This is a genomic window from Mucilaginibacter gossypiicola, from assembly GCF_900110105.1.
Taxonomy (GTDB): domain Bacteria; phylum Bacteroidota; class Bacteroidia; order Sphingobacteriales; family Sphingobacteriaceae; genus Mucilaginibacter; species Mucilaginibacter gossypiicola.
Window position 1 is genome coordinate 782,779 of record NZ_FOCL01000001.1, and the last position, 15,869, is coordinate 798,647.

Below are 15,869 nucleotides of genomic sequence, written 5' to 3' on the forward strand. Positions count from 1 at the left end.
CAACGCGTGTTTTAATATTTGAAAATCGTTAATTTAGTAATCGCCAGAAACTTTATCAATTTATGGGCAAGAAAACTTCAGGAAAAAAGAAAACGGACTACACGGATGACTTTAAAGCAATAGATGGAAGAAAAAAGGGCAATTTGTTGCTCCAAAAGACTTTCGATGAAATAGGAAATATCTATTCCGGAATTCATATTTCTGTTGTGAGTGAGGAAAACCAGGATGACCGAGGAATCGATTTTCAGGTTGAAATTATTGGAAAAGCTAAAAACGAAACTCTTGAGATATTTAAGTTGCAAAATAAAGGTACCCTTGACCCGGTAAAACCTTTAATTAAAACGGAAAATAAAGGCTTAATATCATTTCAAATTTCTTTACGGCATGTTCGTTATTACCGGCAGGAGATACCTTTTGCTACCATGTTTATGTTGTGCGACGTGCCTAACCAAAAGGTTTTTTGGCACGCCATCCAACTCGATGATAGTGTCGATGATAGAGTTGATCAAGCTGGTGATGATCAGGAAAGTGTGCAAATCTATATTAATCCGGCTCATCAACTCAATGCACAAAATTTTGAAAAGTTTTTAGATCAGATCGGGGAATCTAAATCAACACAGTTTTATAAAACCACAGATAAAGATAGCCCCATTTTTTCCAATGGAGCTGATTTTGAGGTAGACGAAAAGAAACCATTATTAGACCAGGTTTATGATTTATTTGAATACCTATATGACGAGATCAGGTATCTCCCAAGGCACCTGTTAATCCGAAATAAACCTTTTAAAAAGGCTGATGGTTTCATTCCATACATTAATTCTTTCAAAGCAACCACTGATAATAAAGAATTGATAGAATTGTTCGACTCTTTTCAGGTTAATGATGACCATTCCATTACATTTAAAAATCCATCACTAATCAGTGGTGTTGTTGATGCGGAAAATAAAGCAAAGCTGGTTTTAAAGAAATTTACTGAAAATCATATTTATTGGCTTGGAAATGATTCCAGGAAATCGGATGTATCATTGAGGTATTTCCCGGATCAGGAATGTGATTGTGTCGCTTGCCGGTATTACAAGTTAGATATTCCAGGTTCAATTAAATCAATTGATAATCAACCTACTGAAGGGTTACTTGATAAAATGAAGGTTGCCTACATGCATTACCAATTAGGTAATTTTGTTAAAGCAGCTGAAATGCAAAAAACAATTGCTAAAGAAGCAAAAATCGCGAAAAAGCCGGTTATTTATGCCATTACACAGTTTAACCTGATTAAACTGGGAAGATTGATAAAGGGGGGGTATTATGATATCGATATTATAAATACTGCTGCTTCGGATCAGAATATTGATTTGGATAAGGTAGTTTTAAGATCTGCCACCAAAGGGCATAATCTGAAGCTTGCAAAATGGATAAAAAATCAAAATTTCATCAATGAGCCAGCTTATGAAATTCACGAAGCGGTTGGTAAGATCAGGGACAACTACCAATCTTTTATTGACGGCAATGTTGGCAGAAACAGGCATTTCAATGAACTGATTGATTCAGTTGCTCAACTTAATTCTTTTGTAAATGGCAATTATATTGTTTTTGATAGATGGGGTGAATACAAGCAACTAATTGATGCAATGACTGAAGGGCTTTTCGCTGCTTATGCTATGAAAGACGAAAACCCCAATCTACCACAGAAAATTAACGATTATCATCTGCATCGGATGATTTTTGACGGAAGTCAGGAAATGATCTGGCGATATTTCAATAAGTACCGGCTTACATCTATAGCCTACGAACCATGGGAAAAAGATGATAACCTTCATTTGTTAATTAAAAATCTTCTCGCAAACAATCATTTGGTAGATGAAGCCTTTAAAAATTACAGCCCGGATGATGGTTTTTTTTGGAGAAACAAATACCCCTCCTTATTCGCTAACACACTTTGTATAGCTTCGATTGTAGAAATGAGCGATCTGGAAGCAGAAACGGTTATATCTCAAATCATTTGTTGTATTAACAATGGGCCATTACATTCACCTGATTGTTACGTAAATGTCAACTCATTTATCGTCAAAAAACATCCTCAGTTAGCTTCATCGACACTTGAACGACTTTTCTGGTTTTCACTGCTCCAAAAAGATGCTTATGCGCAAGCGAGGATTAGTATAGTGTCCAATGCCATAAAATTCCGTGGTATAAAATTGCAGGTTTCAAAAGCTGAGGAAAAGGTTTTAATGAATAGTAATGCTAAGGACGACGAAAGAAGAGAAAATAATATTGGCGTATATGTTTATCCAATATTACCTGCAACCCTTCAAAAGAAGATTATCAATAAACTGGAAAAGAGACTTGATCATAAATTTGATGCCTATCAGTATTACTATGCAAGTATTTATGATCTGCCCTTAGATCTTAAATATTTGGATAAGTTCATTGCTCAGGCTGTTCCAGATCCTAACCGGCCAAATTTTCAGGCCATGCTCGGTAGCGAGACTGAAAATAAATACCCGATGTTTGATATGCTACTTAATCTCTGCTTTAAAATGGAGATAGACCTAAAAAAAATTACCGATTTGAATTTCTTTGGTTACGGTGATTATTACGATTGGTTACTTGACATTGCCAATTTTGATTATTCTAAATTTAAGGTCAGATGGATTGGACTCTATGCCACTAAATTTTACTTTGCCGCATTTAGAAAGCATCCGGTCATAAAATCAACATTAGAAACTTATTTAAAATCTAAACGGGATAACCGGATGGAGCGGCTTTACATTGATCTTTATAATCCGCTAAATATTGAATCAGTAGAAGATTAAAGTGCTAACTAATTAATTTAAATAATGTGCTGGCAATTCTTCAAGTGGGCGGGCATCATCCCAAATTTTAGATAAGTGGATTTTGTTGATAGCCTCAATAATAACATCCCTAAAACCATCGTCAAATGTACCTCCGGAGATTTGCTTCCAGGAAGTACCTGATAGTTTTTCAATTACCAGTATGCCGCTATTATCCAACTGTACGAAAAAAACCAATCGTTCCTTTTCATAGTTGACAAATGTTGTCAGGCCAAAATCGCGATTTTGATCATTGAATTTAAATTTGACATCTATCATATCGGTTCTGTTTAGTATTTCTAAGGTAGGTATAATTGATTCAAAATCCTTATCTGGTAATACCAATATATAGTTGTAATTTATAAGTAGAACGTATAGGTTACCTTAAAATAATTTCTTTTGCTTCTTTTCTTTGATCACAAAGAAAAGAAGTCTAACCCTATCAAAAAAGGGGCCTCAGCCCCTATATTAGCCGTTATACGGCCTTTTTAAAATAAAATAGAAGGTTGGTTCCTCCTCCCAAATGAAGGCTTTAACGGGTTCTTCTATGCGTTTTTTGGGCAGCATTTCCAATTCCCGGTTTAAATCGCCTGGTATGTCCGGTGGGTGATCTGCAATATTTATTTTAATTGATTGTTGTTGACTATTAAAGGCAAATGCCACCCGCAAAGGCCTCACACTTAAAATAGTAACAATTTCAGCTTTCCGTTTTTTCAAGGTATGGTAAACATCCCAAAGCGCATTTTGAAAAGTGAATCCGATACCGTTAACGGAGTGATTTTTAAATAGCCGTCCGTTTTTCTTACGGACGGCTAACCTGAATGCAAATTCATAACAAATTGTCATGTCTCATTTTGAAGTTATATTCTTAACTATAATCTGAGCATCTAAATAAGCGCTCCGGCTGATGTGTCGTTGCCATGCACCCTCTCTTGGTGACCAGCGGAAACCCGCAGATTTCAGTTTTTTGCGGGTGATTTCATCAGGCTTACCGGGGAATATGATTTGCAAGTGGTTCGCCTCTTTGTTTTCAAAAATGCGTATATCGTTTATTGTCTCGTCGATTGCTGTTTTAACCTCCAGCTTTTTAAGTTGGTCGATACGCTGCTGAATACGGCGTATATTGGCGTTATTATTGGAGAGGCTAAAATGTGCAAATCCTTTGCCATAACCGGGGCTGGTTTTATTTAATTCATCCCAAAGGTTTTCACTTGCAGCCTCTAATTTTAAAAAACATTCTTTATCGCCTTTCCTAAGACATTTGTTAGAAGACTTCATAAACTCCTGTGCCTTTTTTAATTCATTTAATTTGGCGTTCAGCTTTTCCAGGGCTTTAGGGTCATCCGAAAATATGGCGTCATTATTTTCAATAGTTTTTGCTTTGTCCTGATAATAGGCAGCTTTATCCAATTTGATATTTGCCTGTTGAAATTTATTGCTGATGCGGTTTCGGTAATTACGATCTCGTTTTTCTGAGTGATGGCCAATTAAAATAGGCTGCCCCATAGGTATAACGCTTGCCATTTCTGAGGCTGTTGTATACAGGCTTTCCGCTTCCTGGGTGTTCTTTTTAGCTAAGCGGTGAGCGTTTATTATGCGGTTTTCTTTACGTTCTTCAAAATCGTGTTTCATGATTGTAGAATTTTGGCGGGGGCAAATGCCCCCGCCTTGTTATTAATTGAGTATAAAATCACCGCCTCCAAACTTTTCAAAGTCATGGCAGAGATTAAATGCAGTTTGTGTTTTTGTCAGGCCATTGCCAAACATGACGGACTTTAGTTTTTGCTCTTCGCTTTTGTAGTCCAATACATTTTGAAAATACCCTGTGATCGCATTGTATGCACCAAATAAAGTTCCGCGGGTGGTGTCCATTTGTTGGGTTGGATTGGTGAAGGCATAGGTACAAATACGTTCAACGGTATTTTTAAACCTGCTTGAAAACTCGTCAGGTGCTTCGTCTGTCAATATTTTATTTAGCACCTCTTTGCTTGGTGCCATTGCCAATTGCACCAGTTTAAGCACTTCCTTATCACGGATGCGGATTTGTGACCAACGGTTAAATACATCGCTCAACTGGTCGGCTAAGGTGTTGGTGAAGCCCATAATTTTGTGTGCCTCTTCCAAACGTTCTTTGGCACTTTCCGTATGGCGGATTTTGTGGCAATTGGTCATATTTCGCAATGCTGCGTTAAGCGTGTTGTTACATACTATACGAATTGGGGTAAATGCAATAGTGATACTGCCAAAACCATCGTGCGAGGTGGTGAGGAACAAATATTTTTCGATCAGGTCGTCATTACCAACACGAATGTAACCCGGCAATTTGGCGGTAATAAAAATACGTTCACCGTTACCCAATGCTCCGGCTGTTTCATATAAAACGCCATCGCCACCGCCTACAATGGCATCAAAAAATTTAAAGGCATCCCGGTTTTGTACAATTTCGTATTCACTACCGATTACCCCCAAAACCTGATTTGTATCTGTGCGAACGGTAGCAAATTTTTCAGGCACAAAAAGATCATCGGAATACCGCCCCTGCTGATCGTATGCGTATAATGACCATTTTTCTACTTCATAGTCCAGTCCGGCTACCTGTATAGCTTCGGCACTGGTCAGGTAACGGTCAACGACCTGCCCGAGGCCGTGCCATGCTCTTTCCTTAACGCTCATAAAAGCGTGTTTACCTGTTAGTTGATTGAAATTTATATTATCTGGCATGATTGTAAATGTTATTTGGTTTTCAATTCCATTATTTCGGTTTTCAGCACCTGCACATTTTCGGTGCTGGTAATGCTCAAATTGGTTTCCCTTTGCAGTTCGCTAATGGCGTTATGTATGTGCTTGTAGGGCGTGTTTACCGTTACTTTAATGAGCAAATACAAGGTGTCGTTATGCTTATTCATAATTGATAGGAGTTTATGAACTCGGCAAATTCAAACTGGAAAACTGCGGGGTTTTCCTTTGCTAACTGTTCGGCGTAGCCGTCCCAAAAAAGCTGGTTTGTTAACTCGATAAATAGCTCGTACATCTTAATTCCTATTTAATGGGTTGGTTAAAAAAAAGCCTCCCGGTAGTTCCGGGAGGCAAGAGTTAATTAGTTAGGAAAAACGATTTCTGCCTCGATTTCTGAAAGTTTAGACACACAGGCATCGTAAACAAACTGTGCAGTCATCGCAATGAGGTTTGGTGTGTTTGTGGTAAACTTGTTACCCTTGTCATCCTCAATGATCAGTTTGCAACCCCTGATAAAAATTGCTTTCCAGTTGGTCGGCATTTTCGGCCAGTTTGATCTGAAAATCTTCTAAAGTTTTGATCCGGGCGATTAAGGCTAAACGCTGAATATTTTTGCGGTGCAGGCCCTCAACGTATTTTACGGTCTGCTCCAAATTCAAGGCAGGTTTAAGAAATTTAATTTCTCCTGCGGGCTGTTCTTTCACCTCTTCGGTTTTAGGTTGCTCATGGCCTGTTGCCGGTTGCTCATTAGCGGAGGCCTTAGTTTCTGTTGCCGGTGTGGGCGCAGCTTGCGCAGCCTGGGCAGCGGGTTCAATTTTGGCGGGGTCGTTTTTAACAAGTCCATCGTTTTTTTCATTGTCTTTGCCGGGGATGCTCGGGCGGTTGGTGGTTTCGATTTTTTTGCTGTCGTTTTTTGCGGTTGCTGCACCTTGTGTAGTTCCGCTGTTTTTGGTTGTTGTGCTCATTTTCTGCGCTTTAAAGGGTTAAAAATTTGTTTGATACTTTTTTTTCGCCTGGCTCATTCGGCTATCGCCTCATTTGCCTTTTGTTAAGCACCCCATTATTTGCGCGCGGGGAAAAGAGACAAGGCTGACGCTAAAAAATACGCTGCCAACACATCGCGGCGCAGCCGCAGCCTTTGAAATTGCAGGAAGATTTTTTTGACGGCACTCCGCATGGCCTTGGCTCGCGGCGAGGGATTCCTTTGCGTAACAAAAGGCAAATGAGGCGATAGCCGTCTGAAGAATACCAGCGCTGCGGCGGTCATGAAAACCGACCTGAACGGCACGAGCGCCTGACGGTTACCGTTACCGTCCGTAAGCGAAAGGCCGGGCAGGTCATCGCAGTGTATATTGCGCTGCAATACACAACAAGCGTTGCAAAATCATATCACGGTCAGGGAAAAGGGAATTGCCTTTACGGCGGCTGCACAAAGGGAGGAATATAGCGGCAGCGGAATGACGAGTATTGTGCAGAGCAAAGCGGTCGCTGTAATGGCTATTTCCCGTGCGAGCGAAGCGGGTGAGCAATGGAGCATTGCGGAATGCGAACTTGCTACAGCGATAGCCGCATCAGGGGGGGCAGCGGCATCCTCCGGAGGAGATATAGCGGAACACCCGGCCCGCAGGGGATGCCCAGCGCCTGAAAATTGCTTTTATATGTAGATTTTGTATTTTTAGGAATGGAGATTTTGACCGATGAGCAGGCCATCGAAAAGGTCGATCATTTTTTTATAGAAACTTTTAAAAGGTACGCTTTATTGAAAGCGTTTGCGGAAGTCTTAAGGTTTCCCTTCTTTGCCTTCTACAAAGGTGGAGGTCATGTAAGATATGATGATCATCTTATATCTTCTCACTTTGAACCTTTTCCACTCTTGGGTGGGCGGTCTGCAAACTTGGTCATTGGTGTAAAATATCGTAAAGATTATATGGAGATCATTTGGTCTTCATTTCATGAATGGGGCCACTTATCACAACCAACGCTCACGAATGAAATCAGGCTAAATCCACTCTTAACACATCAAAGGGAAAGTGATGCCTGGGATAGAGCAGAAACGAAGCTGAAAGATTTTGCTATCCTTCAGCCTCATATGCATAAGTTTTACATTTACCGGGATCAGTGTCTTAATGATTATTACGACAAAATCCCTAAATAATAAATAGTTCTACAGGTAACCGAGAACATTAACCGCAACAATTGCAGCCTCCAGGCTAACATCCTGAGAACGATTTAATTTATACTGAAAGTCCAGTTGTTTCAACCAGTTAAGCAGGTAATTTAATTCCGGAGCACGTTTAGCAATTACATTTCCGACGGCGGCCGTAACCGCGTTTAAGTTTTTTTCCGATTGAAGGCCCATATTAAATAAAGCTTCCAGCACTTTACCGTCATATCTTCTAAACACATCATTCATGTTTTCGGGCCGCAGGCTTTGTTCTAACAAAGCGGTTAACCGTGGCAGGAAGTTCAATGTTTTCAGACCTGTTAGATAGCTAAGCCATAGGTCGTCGCGATAAGCGACATCCGGATTATTAAAACCGTGATCCGCATAATAGTTAAAACCTTCCTCATCAGCCAAAGCGGTCAGTCGTTTGGCGGCGGCGATTTTATATTCCTTACTGGTGTCCGAATGTAAAATCTCTAACAGGTAAGCGTGTATTTTCTCCTTCAATCCGTTAAATAGCAGATCTACCAATTCCCATCGGAAGTCCTGGGGAGAAAGTTGTTGCAACACTTCAAAAAGGCCCCCGTGATCGTTGGTGGACTCAAGGTATAATTTAGCAATATTTTCCTTGACAGAAGTAACTTCATTGATCCGTACCAAATCAGATTTTATTGCATCGAAAGATTCTTTCAAACCTTTTTTAATAGCATACTCAGCGTTTAGCGACCATACATGCTCTACTTTGAGTCCTGACTTCAGGTTTTCAATGATACGGGCATTAAAGGCCTCTTCACCTACCTGTTCTACCATGGGCGTATACCAACTCTCAATATCACCTTGAATAAAATCGTAAAACAAAGTAAAATCAAGCAGTTTGTCATCCGGTAATTTTATGTGCTGATTTTTAACAAAATACCAGATCATCAAGGACAAGCCATTAAACCGGCCATGTTCATCGATGCTCCTTTTAATATCAAGTCTGGCTGCGGTACGGTTGGCCCAATCCTCCAAATACGCAATTTGTTCGTCTGTTGCTTTTAATCCCGAATTTTTAAGGAGGTTATAGATGCTGTCGATTCGTTCTATTTCAAATGAAATTCCACTATTCATGAAGGCGTCAGCGTCAGCCTTTGTTATATATCCTGTATCCCGGCTAAGTTCACCAATAATGGTTGTGACTGATCGCGGAAAATATTCGTCAAGATGATATTCTTTGCTGTTGGCAAATTCCCAAATATCTGACCAGGATGCAGCATCCTTACCTAAAGCTTTCCAAAAGCGGTCGGCTTCCGCCTTAAAAGCCGGTTCGTCAAACAACAAATCGAAACTATCCTGTTCATACTGCCGGCGTTTATCCTGACGCGCCAATAGCTGGGCATCATCAAAAGTTATATTTAATCGTTGTTCCAGTTGCTCTTTAAGTTCTTTTGCTCCGGGAGCATAATTGGTATTTCTGGTATGGTGGTAGGCCTCCTCCGCAAACCTAACGATATCTTCAGGTTTAACCCGGCCAGACTCAATTTCGTTGATAATGAAATCAATCGTTTCTGCGTTAAGGGCTAAAGACAATAATTGGTTTTTTTGAATTTGGTGTAAACCTTGTAAATGAAAGACAGTATCGTAGGCTTTTGTCAAGGTACCAGTTTTTTCAAAAAATTCTCTGCAAAGTTGAAGTATATCGCGGTCGCTTGTTTTGCCATAATTAATAAATATGTTCAATATCCTATCGTAAAACTGATTTGCTTCCGGGTAAAGCGTAATAGCCTGTTTTATTAAACTTTCCATTACGTCCTTTTTTTCGCCATAGAAGCGATAACGCTGGTCATAAGGCTCTTCAAAAAAACTTAAAGCCGTGTCAATTGCTCTCGGCTCTCTAATTGCCTCAAATGCTCTTTTCAATTGTGCAGTCTCATCCCATAAACTGCTTTTGTGTGCCTGATGATCGCGTTTACCCATCATCATGATGCCTTCCAAAAAAACGTCAATATATCGGTCAACGTTTCCTGTTTTGGTGATTATGGTGTAAAGTGCTGCACGGTAATAATCTTCCTCACGTGTTCTGTGTTTTGCGACAAAATTGTCAACTGTTTCTGAATCTGCCAGCTCACATCGTGCAAGTATATGGACAGCAGAATATACTACATCAGGCTTATCCTGATGCTGATCGATAAAATTCAAAATAAGTTTCCTTACATCCTGTTTTTCTTCTTCACTATTAAGGGTAAAGTACTCCAGAAGTCGAAGTGCCGTGATTTTATTAGATATGCTATTACCAATTCGGCCGATTGCTTCTTTCACAATGGCCATTGATTCAGGGGTATCCGCGAAGTGACCTAATTCTGCTTCAGTAAATTTATTAGACCTGATGATTAAGCCATTTTCCTGAAATTCCTTAAAAATTGCCGAAAAAATTCGGTTGCGGGTTTCGTCGTCAATACGATCAGGTTCAAACCTAATTAGTGTATCAGGTTCATTTGCTATGAGCCAATCCAATAACGGCTGACGTTGATCATCTGATGAAATACTAATCAAAAATGACATCGTATTCAACCAGCTTGGTTTGATCAGTTTAAAATCAGGTGCAAAAGCGACAAACGATTTTACAGAATTAACAGGCAGCGTGCTCAAGGCACGGGCGGCATAATACTCCTGAATATTATTATGCTCAAATGACCAATTGCCTCTAAAAATGGCCACAATTGAGCACTTGGTAATGATTATACGATCAGCTTCAGCGGCAACAACCCGTTCAAACTCGTCATTGGTCAAGTAATTCCTGCCCATATATTCCATTGTTAATGCAAGGCGCGTTAACAATTGTTCACAACGTATTAAATCTGCCTCTGATAAATTCTCCTTTACAGCAGCGGCCTCCAATCGAAGTTTGATCGCTTCCGCAAATACTTTAGCCCGGCCACCGCGCAGGTTGCCTTGCTTTTGGTATACTGACGAAAGAATATTCAGGAAAAAAGGTTTGGTTACAATCTCCTTATACTCACAATCTATTACCTCATTATAAAATGCTTCACCATCAATGCCATATTCATTCATTGTCTGAACGATAGCAAACGGCGTGATTTCATTTATACGGGTTATGGTAAAGTCTTCTAAGTAGCCCTTATTTGCTCCGATGGAAAGTTCGAAAAAATTTGTCCGGCAGGATATGACAATTTTGCATAATGGATAGGCTTCACTGAAATTCTTTATCTCTTCCAGCGCATCATTAAAATATTCTGTTTCCACCTCGTCGAGGCCATCCAATATTATAAGCGCAGTATTCTCCGGAACATGCTGAAATTCTTCAGGAAGCAAATCAGCTATTGGCCCTCCCTTATAAGTCTTCAGTTTGCTAAATACTGGAATATAAAGTGATCCTGGGGCCTTGTAAAAATCGACGAGTTTTGCAAGTTCAGTTGACTTACCTGAACCGGCGTCACCTAATAAAACAAGATGGTTTCGGTCAGTTAATAATTGCGTCAGCTCTTTTTTATAATCATCACTGAAGAACATTCGGCTGATTTCGTCACCTTCCTCCAATGTCACCGTCCTTGGAATAGGGTGGTCAATTTTAACGACGGTGATTTCATCAGTAAGCGTTACCAATGCTGTTGCCACGCCTTCTGGAGTAACCACAAACTTAGCTTCGGCTTCAGCTTTGAAGGTACTTACAATTACGACTTTATGCCTGCGAATAGTCTCTTCAATTATCGGTATCAGATCTTCGTTAAGCTTATCACTTAAATTTGTCGGAGTCGTAAAGTGGTTTACCCAGCCATCTTTATATAATTCATGTTTAAATTTAACCACTTTATCATACTCTTCCTTCTGCTTGGGGTCAGTGGGCTCTTCTACATTTTTAAAAAACACATACAAGCCCAGGTCGGGATTTTCTTTTTTTGCTTTTACAGCTACCCTAAATTCTTCCTCTGTTCCTGAACCATATACGGTACCATCTTCAGCAGTTGTCGGCGTTCCAAAACGCGTCGCCAGTATACCGATATAATGGTCATAACCATCAAATTCATTATTGATGATCGTCTGTCCGCGAACACCATCATATTGATGTGTAATACTTTTCCAGTACAGTGGCTTAAGATGGGCGGGAATGCCCTTTTTAGTCAATGAAATTTCGGTGCTTGCAAAAAACTCAATTAACCGGTTTTTTTCTGCTTCTACATCACCTGGGCAAGATATAAATATTTGAATTTCGAGTATTGCTTTAGGCATAATGATAAGGGCGTTTATGCAAATATCATTAAACTGAATAATTAATAAAGTATCTCTAAATAATAAGTTGAAGAATTCGCTAAATAAATTATAGTGGAGTCAATCCATACAGAATTTAATGAGTGCAATGGATTATAAAAAAAGGGTTGCCTTGCTACCGGCAACCCTTTAGCAATTCAGCTATTATGTTCATCGGCTTTGCCCAGTATGGCAGCGCGCATTTGATCAATGAACTTAGTAATGCTCAATCTTTTCCTCCTGGATATTTCCGTGAATTTCCGTTGCGCAATGCCTATTGAAATTTTGAGGTTTGCTTCAATCCATCGGACTATCTGGTTTAGGCTGGCGTTGCCGTCATTTACCTGGCCAGTCAGCCAAATACCGTAGGCCAGTTCAACTGCATTTATTACATCGCCAGTCCACCGCAATTCAAATTCACTTTCCGCGCGAATAACTGGTGAGTTGTTCATTAGTGCGGCAATGCGGTAAATAATTACCTGGTTTACCTGTTCAAAAGCGATAAACTTGGCGAACAGATCACTCATTGGTGTGGTATCGGTGTGTTCAGGATCTGTTATTTCGGGGAGTGGTATTTGCGAATGGTCTGCGTTCCGGATAAAGTAAAGGTGGTCGAGTTCGCTGAAATGATTTCTGTAGTATTGATAATAAAAGGAGTTTAGCTTAAAGAGAGACTGAAAACCTTTTATCGCTTCCTCGAAGTAATTAATCAGCACATCACTTGTTCCTATTGGTTCGTTGACACTGATGTTATACTCGACAGAAACCTGCAGCTTATGAGCCAGTATTTTAGGCCTTATCTCCTTGAAGAAGATGATCTCCTCTTGCGGACTGGTAAACTCATTTTTTTTCAAGTGTTCTTTCAGGTCTGCAATGGCCTTATTTACCAGGATGACGGAGGCATTGTAACGCTCCACTGGCGGATAATTTTGCAAGCTGAGGAGTTCCTCTCTCAGCTGGGCTTCGATGGTTTCAAACGTTAAATTCATATGATGATGTTCAAAGTAAGATGACATAAAAAGCTTGTGAAGGGCATGGCGTTGCCACCTCCGGTGTTTCACGGAGGTAATGAATCGAATAAAAAATAGTTAATTGCCGTAGACGGTATTGATTTGAATGGCAGCATCAGCACCTTCGGCTAAAACTGTCAAAGCATTCAATATCTTCGGCAATAATGAGGACATAATGTAACTGAGGATCACAACGATCATTAGGGTATCGTAGGATGTGCCTCCATTATTGAAAGTTTGATAACAGGTAAAGAAAATGATGGCCATATTGAGGGTTTGCAATATCTCCAGCCAAAGTGTTAATCGCGCCGTTTTCATGCCGTGGATTTCTGCATAACCCATGGTACGCCGGAAATTATCCAGTTGTTGGCCAGCGATCTCATCGCTCATTTGCTGATTTGAAATTTGCGTTCTCAGGCCGGAAACATCCTTTAATGAACTTTCTGCTTTCCTGGAGAAATCATTCAGCTTCGCCATTTCAAAAGAATATTTAGACGAAAACCTATAAATATAAATAAGCGAGATGATGAGGCATACCAAATCAATCATCCCGGCGTATGGCATCATATAAAAAATTGCCCCGAGCATGGCGAATATAAAGGTACCATCACAGCACAAACCAGCAATAAAGGCAGAAATAGCAGCCTGAACTCTTTGAATATCGGCAAGGGTGTTGGAGATATTATAGCTTTGACCTTTATATTGTTGCGGCTTAATAAAAAGGCGAGAGATGATAGCCTGCATCATTTTAGCATTCATGCCTATATTGATGCGAATAAGCAAAAATTGCTTCAGATAATTTGCCAGGGCGCGGGCGAAATAAATGATCACCAATAATACAATTAGACTAACCATGCGAGTGCCCTGCATCAAATTATTGTAGATCTGTCCCCGTTGTAATAGCCAGGTTAAACCTACACCAAAAGCAGCAGCGATCATTGAAAGCAATCCAAAAACAGGGATCAGAATTAGTGGAAAAGCACGAATACCCTGCAATAGCTTCCAGGGCGAAGGATAATTATCAGATTTAAAATTCGGTTCATTTTCAAAATAAAGAGCCGCTTTTGATATCCATATCCTGTTGATTTCGTCTAATGTTAAGTAGGTCACCTGTTGGGCGGGATCAGCAATCAGAAAATAAAGCTTACCCTTAATTTTCCGGCAACTGAAACAAACTATAAAATGATCAAGGCCATACTCATTCCTGGTATGTAGTATTAGCGGTTTATTGACAGATATGAGGGTATCCATATCCATTTCTACAGCCCTTGCCGGAAAGGATGCCTGCACACATATTTTTTTCATTTGTGCCAGTGAAAGCGCTTCATTCGGCCCTGGTAAATCGCAATCAATTAGGGGGACTTGATTGTAGCAAGTAAAAATCATTTTGAGGCAGGCTAAGCCACAATTCTGATCTGTGGTTTGCCTTACAAAGATTCTTTTAATTAAAGCGATTGGGGTCATAAGTTGTTTCTTATTAGGCCTGCGATGGGAAAAATACCATTGTAGTAAACACTACGCAGGCCATCCAGACGACCAGCGCCGGGACATATCCCTTCAGGACGATTAGTAATGAATTATCAAAATTGAGTCTGGTAATTTTTGTCATTCCCATGGCCAGAATGAACCAATAGGCGATTTCAAATACATTTAAGGTTTGCAGCGGATAGTACCAAGCGACGGGAGCATCAGGAAATAATGAAAGTGCGGATAACAGATAAGTGTTGTGCCAGTCGCTCAACGAACCATCAGGTATAAAATAATGGAACCATAACAGTTTTCCCAATGCCGACAATACAAAAGTAAATTCAGCAATAATCACCACGCAGAGTATACTTGAGAAGCGGATTGGCTGTCTGGCAATATATAAAGTCGTGTAAAGCACCAGGGAGATCAGGCTTAGTTTTATTCCGAGATAGATGATCTCAAAAAAGTAAAGCCATTTTTGCGCATTAACATAGGTGGTTAAGGCATTGTCATCATAACCCAGGAGATCGCCGCTTCTTTTATAAAAATCCGGTGTGAGGATCAGGCGGTTAGTCAAAGCAATCAAAGCGAATGAGGTTGATAAAAGTGCGATGAATGCTATTAAAATCGTTTTACCTTTGCAATGCACGTTATAACATTTTTTGGTAAAATTCTGATTACAGCGGGAAATGTCCTATTTGTATGAATTATAAGTTATAAATTAAACTTATGGTTTAAATAAATCATTATTATAATATTAGTCGTACCTTATCTACTACCTATGCCGATAACAATAGCCATCATGACCCTCATCATGGTAACGAGCGTTATTGGGTTTATTAACCCGATAGTCAAGTTCAACCTCATGCTTCACCCTTTTAGTATTTTTCACCACAAGCAAGTTTACCGGCTAATTACAGCCGACTTCGTACATAATGACCCTATACATCTGATTATCAATGAAACGGTTATCTTCTTTGCCTGTGGTACTTTGGAAACCTATTTACACGGCCATTATGCCCGAGGGAGCTTTCTTTTTCTATCGATTTACCTCATCAGTATGTTAGGAGGAGCCGTAATTATAGCTATTCGATATCATAAGGATTTCGATTATTCCAGTTCCGGTGCATCAGGCAGCGCCATTGGGAGTATGTTTGGATATATGATCCTTCAGCCCCATGTTGCCGCTTTTTACTTACCGATGTTCGGAAGTATTCAAAATATTTATGGTGCATTTTTGTTCGTCGCCGGGTTTATTATTTACCAGTTCAGGACAAAGAATCCGATGGTTAACAATGAGCTACATTTTTATTCGGCCATCACGGGTGCAATTTTCACCCTGCTATTATTTCATGACCAGTTAGTTCACTGGTAGATTATATGATCTTAAAAGGCCTGCTAAATTATCCTAAAAAT

At 39.9% G+C, this 15,869-nt stretch carries 15 protein-coding genes; 4 read left to right on the top strand and 11 right to left on the bottom strand.

Going from position 1 to position 15,869, the window contains the following annotated elements; all coding sequences use genetic code 11:
* The first annotated feature begins 62 nt into the window (after positions 1 to 62).
* Positions 63 to 2,813, top strand: a complete 2,751-nt coding sequence (locus BMX50_RS03190; RefSeq protein ID WP_091207530.1) for a DUF4365 domain-containing protein — start codon at positions 63 to 65, stop codon at positions 2,811 to 2,813.
* Between the two features lie 12 nt (positions 2,814 to 2,825).
* Here the strand turns inward: BMX50_RS03190 and BMX50_RS03195 are convergent, their stop codons facing one another.
* The 7 genes from BMX50_RS03195 to BMX50_RS03215 form a co-directional block, all read right to left on the bottom strand.
* The gene (locus BMX50_RS03195) at positions 2,826 to 3,110 is read right to left on the bottom strand and encodes a hypothetical protein (RefSeq protein WP_143065069.1); all 285 of its coding nucleotides are present in this window, start codon (positions 3,108 to 3,110) and stop codon (positions 2,826 to 2,828) included.
* A gap of 189 nt (positions 3,111 to 3,299) precedes the next feature.
* Positions 3,300 to 3,677 (bottom strand): hypothetical protein, encoded by a 378-nt coding sequence (locus BMX50_RS03200; protein WP_091207537.1) that lies wholly within the window; start codon positions 3,675 to 3,677, stop codon positions 3,300 to 3,302.
* 3 nt (positions 3,678 to 3,680) lie between these two features.
* Complete coding sequence (locus tag BMX50_RS03205) at positions 3,681 to 4,463, bottom strand: DUF3560 domain-containing protein (protein ID WP_091207540.1); 783 nt, start codon at positions 4,461 to 4,463, stop codon at positions 3,681 to 3,683.
* Between the two features lie 42 nt (positions 4,464 to 4,505).
* A complete protein-coding gene (locus BMX50_RS03210; RefSeq protein ID WP_091207542.1) occupies positions 4,506 to 5,552 on the bottom strand; it encodes a DUF932 domain-containing protein in 1,047 nt (348 codons plus the stop codon).
* 11 nt (positions 5,553 to 5,563) lie between these two features.
* Complete coding sequence (locus tag BMX50_RS34410; RefSeq protein WP_167667791.1) at positions 5,564 to 5,737, bottom strand: hypothetical protein; 174 nt, start codon at positions 5,735 to 5,737, stop codon at positions 5,564 to 5,566.
* The gene (locus tag BMX50_RS35030) at positions 5,734 to 5,862 is read right to left on the bottom strand and encodes a hypothetical protein (protein ID WP_256464371.1); all 129 of its coding nucleotides are present in this window, start codon (positions 5,860 to 5,862) and stop codon (positions 5,734 to 5,736) included. Before BMX50_RS35030 ends, BMX50_RS34410 begins: the two co-directional genes overlap by 4 nt.
* 193 nt (positions 5,863 to 6,055) lie before the next feature.
* The gene (locus tag BMX50_RS03215) at positions 6,056 to 6,532 is read right to left on the bottom strand and encodes a hypothetical protein (RefSeq protein ID WP_244280833.1); all 477 of its coding nucleotides are present in this window, start codon (positions 6,530 to 6,532) and stop codon (positions 6,056 to 6,058) included.
* A 411-nt stretch (positions 6,533 to 6,943) separates the two neighbouring features.
* Between BMX50_RS03215 and BMX50_RS03225 the strand changes: the two genes are divergently transcribed.
* The gene (locus BMX50_RS03225) at positions 6,944 to 7,231 is read left to right on the top strand and encodes a hypothetical protein (protein ID WP_091207548.1); all 288 of its coding nucleotides are present in this window, start codon (positions 6,944 to 6,946) and stop codon (positions 7,229 to 7,231) included.
* Between the two features lie 17 nt (positions 7,232 to 7,248).
* Positions 7,249 to 7,722, top strand: coding sequence for a hypothetical protein (locus tag BMX50_RS03230; protein ID WP_091207551.1), 474 nt, complete (start codon positions 7,249 to 7,251; stop codon positions 7,720 to 7,722).
* Between the two features lie 9 nt (positions 7,723 to 7,731).
* Here BMX50_RS03230 and BMX50_RS03235 read toward each other — a convergent pair whose 3' ends face one another.
* The 4 genes from BMX50_RS03235 to BMX50_RS03250 all read right to left on the bottom strand — a co-directional run bounded on the left by BMX50_RS03235 (position 7,732) and on the right by BMX50_RS03250 (position 15,039).
* The gene (locus BMX50_RS03235; protein ID WP_091207554.1) at positions 7,732 to 11,958 is read right to left on the bottom strand and encodes an NACHT domain-containing protein; all 4,227 of its coding nucleotides are present in this window, start codon (positions 11,956 to 11,958) and stop codon (positions 7,732 to 7,734) included.
* A gap of 176 nt (positions 11,959 to 12,134) precedes the next feature.
* Positions 12,135 to 12,965: an RteC domain-containing protein gene (locus tag BMX50_RS03240; RefSeq protein ID WP_167667792.1), complete on the bottom strand. Its 831-nt coding sequence runs from the start codon at positions 12,963 to 12,965 to the stop codon at positions 12,135 to 12,137.
* Positions 12,966 to 13,064: 99 nt separating this feature from the next.
* Positions 13,065 to 14,450 (bottom strand): cysteine peptidase family C39 domain-containing protein, encoded by a 1,386-nt coding sequence (locus tag BMX50_RS03245; protein ID WP_091207560.1) that lies wholly within the window; start codon positions 14,448 to 14,450, stop codon positions 13,065 to 13,067.
* A 13-nt stretch (positions 14,451 to 14,463) separates the two neighbouring features.
* On the bottom strand, positions 14,464 to 15,039 hold the full coding sequence (locus tag BMX50_RS03250; protein ID WP_143065070.1) for a hypothetical protein: 576 nt from the start codon (positions 15,037 to 15,039) through the stop codon (positions 14,464 to 14,466).
* 195 nt (positions 15,040 to 15,234) lie between these two features.
* Here BMX50_RS03250 and BMX50_RS03255 point away from each other — a divergent pair, with 195 nt between their 5' ends.
* Positions 15,235 to 15,828, top strand: a complete 594-nt coding sequence (locus tag BMX50_RS03255; RefSeq protein WP_091207567.1) for a rhomboid family intramembrane serine protease — start codon at positions 15,235 to 15,237, stop codon at positions 15,826 to 15,828.
* The last annotated feature ends 41 nt before the right edge of the window (positions 15,829 to 15,869 follow it).

Excerpts from the sequence above, each read along its gene's own strand:
- BMX50_RS03230 (WP_091207551.1), top strand. The coding sequence starts at position 7,249 with ATGGAGATTTTGACCGATGAGCAGGCCATCGAAAAGGTCGATCATTTT.
- BMX50_RS03210 (WP_091207542.1), bottom strand. The coding sequence starts at position 5,552 with ATGCCAGATAATATAAATTTCAATCAACTAACAGGTAAACACGCTTTT.
- BMX50_RS03240 (WP_167667792.1), bottom strand. The coding sequence starts at position 12,965 with ATGAATTTAACGTTTGAAACCATCGAAGCCCAGCTGAGAGAGGAACTC.
- BMX50_RS34410 (WP_167667791.1), bottom strand. The coding sequence starts at position 5,737 with ATGAATAAGCATAACGACACCTTGTATTTGCTCATTAAAGTAACGGTA.
- BMX50_RS03235 (WP_091207554.1), bottom strand. The coding sequence starts at position 11,958 with ATGCCTAAAGCAATACTCGAAATTCAAATATTTATATCTTGCCCAGGT.
- BMX50_RS03215 (WP_244280833.1), bottom strand. The coding sequence starts at position 6,532 with ATGAGCACAACAACCAAAAACAGCGGAACTACACAAGGTGCAGCAACC.
- BMX50_RS03245 (WP_091207560.1), bottom strand. The coding sequence starts at position 14,450 with ATGACCCCAATCGCTTTAATTAAAAGAATCTTTGTAAGGCAAACCACA.
- BMX50_RS03195 (WP_143065069.1), bottom strand. The coding sequence starts at position 3,110 with ATGATAGATGTCAAATTTAAATTCAATGATCAAAATCGCGATTTTGGC.
- BMX50_RS35030 (WP_256464371.1), bottom strand. The coding sequence starts at position 5,862 with ATGTACGAGCTATTTATCGAGTTAACAAACCAGCTTTTTTGGGACGGC.
- BMX50_RS03255 (WP_091207567.1), top strand. The coding sequence starts at position 15,235 with ATGCCGATAACAATAGCCATCATGACCCTCATCATGGTAACGAGCGTT.
- BMX50_RS03200 (WP_091207537.1), bottom strand. The coding sequence starts at position 3,677 with ATGACAATTTGTTATGAATTTGCATTCAGGTTAGCCGTCCGTAAGAAA.
- BMX50_RS03205 (WP_091207540.1), bottom strand. The coding sequence starts at position 4,463 with ATGAAACACGATTTTGAAGAACGTAAAGAAAACCGCATAATAAACGCT.
- BMX50_RS03190 (WP_091207530.1), top strand. The coding sequence starts at position 63 with ATGGGCAAGAAAACTTCAGGAAAAAAGAAAACGGACTACACGGATGAC.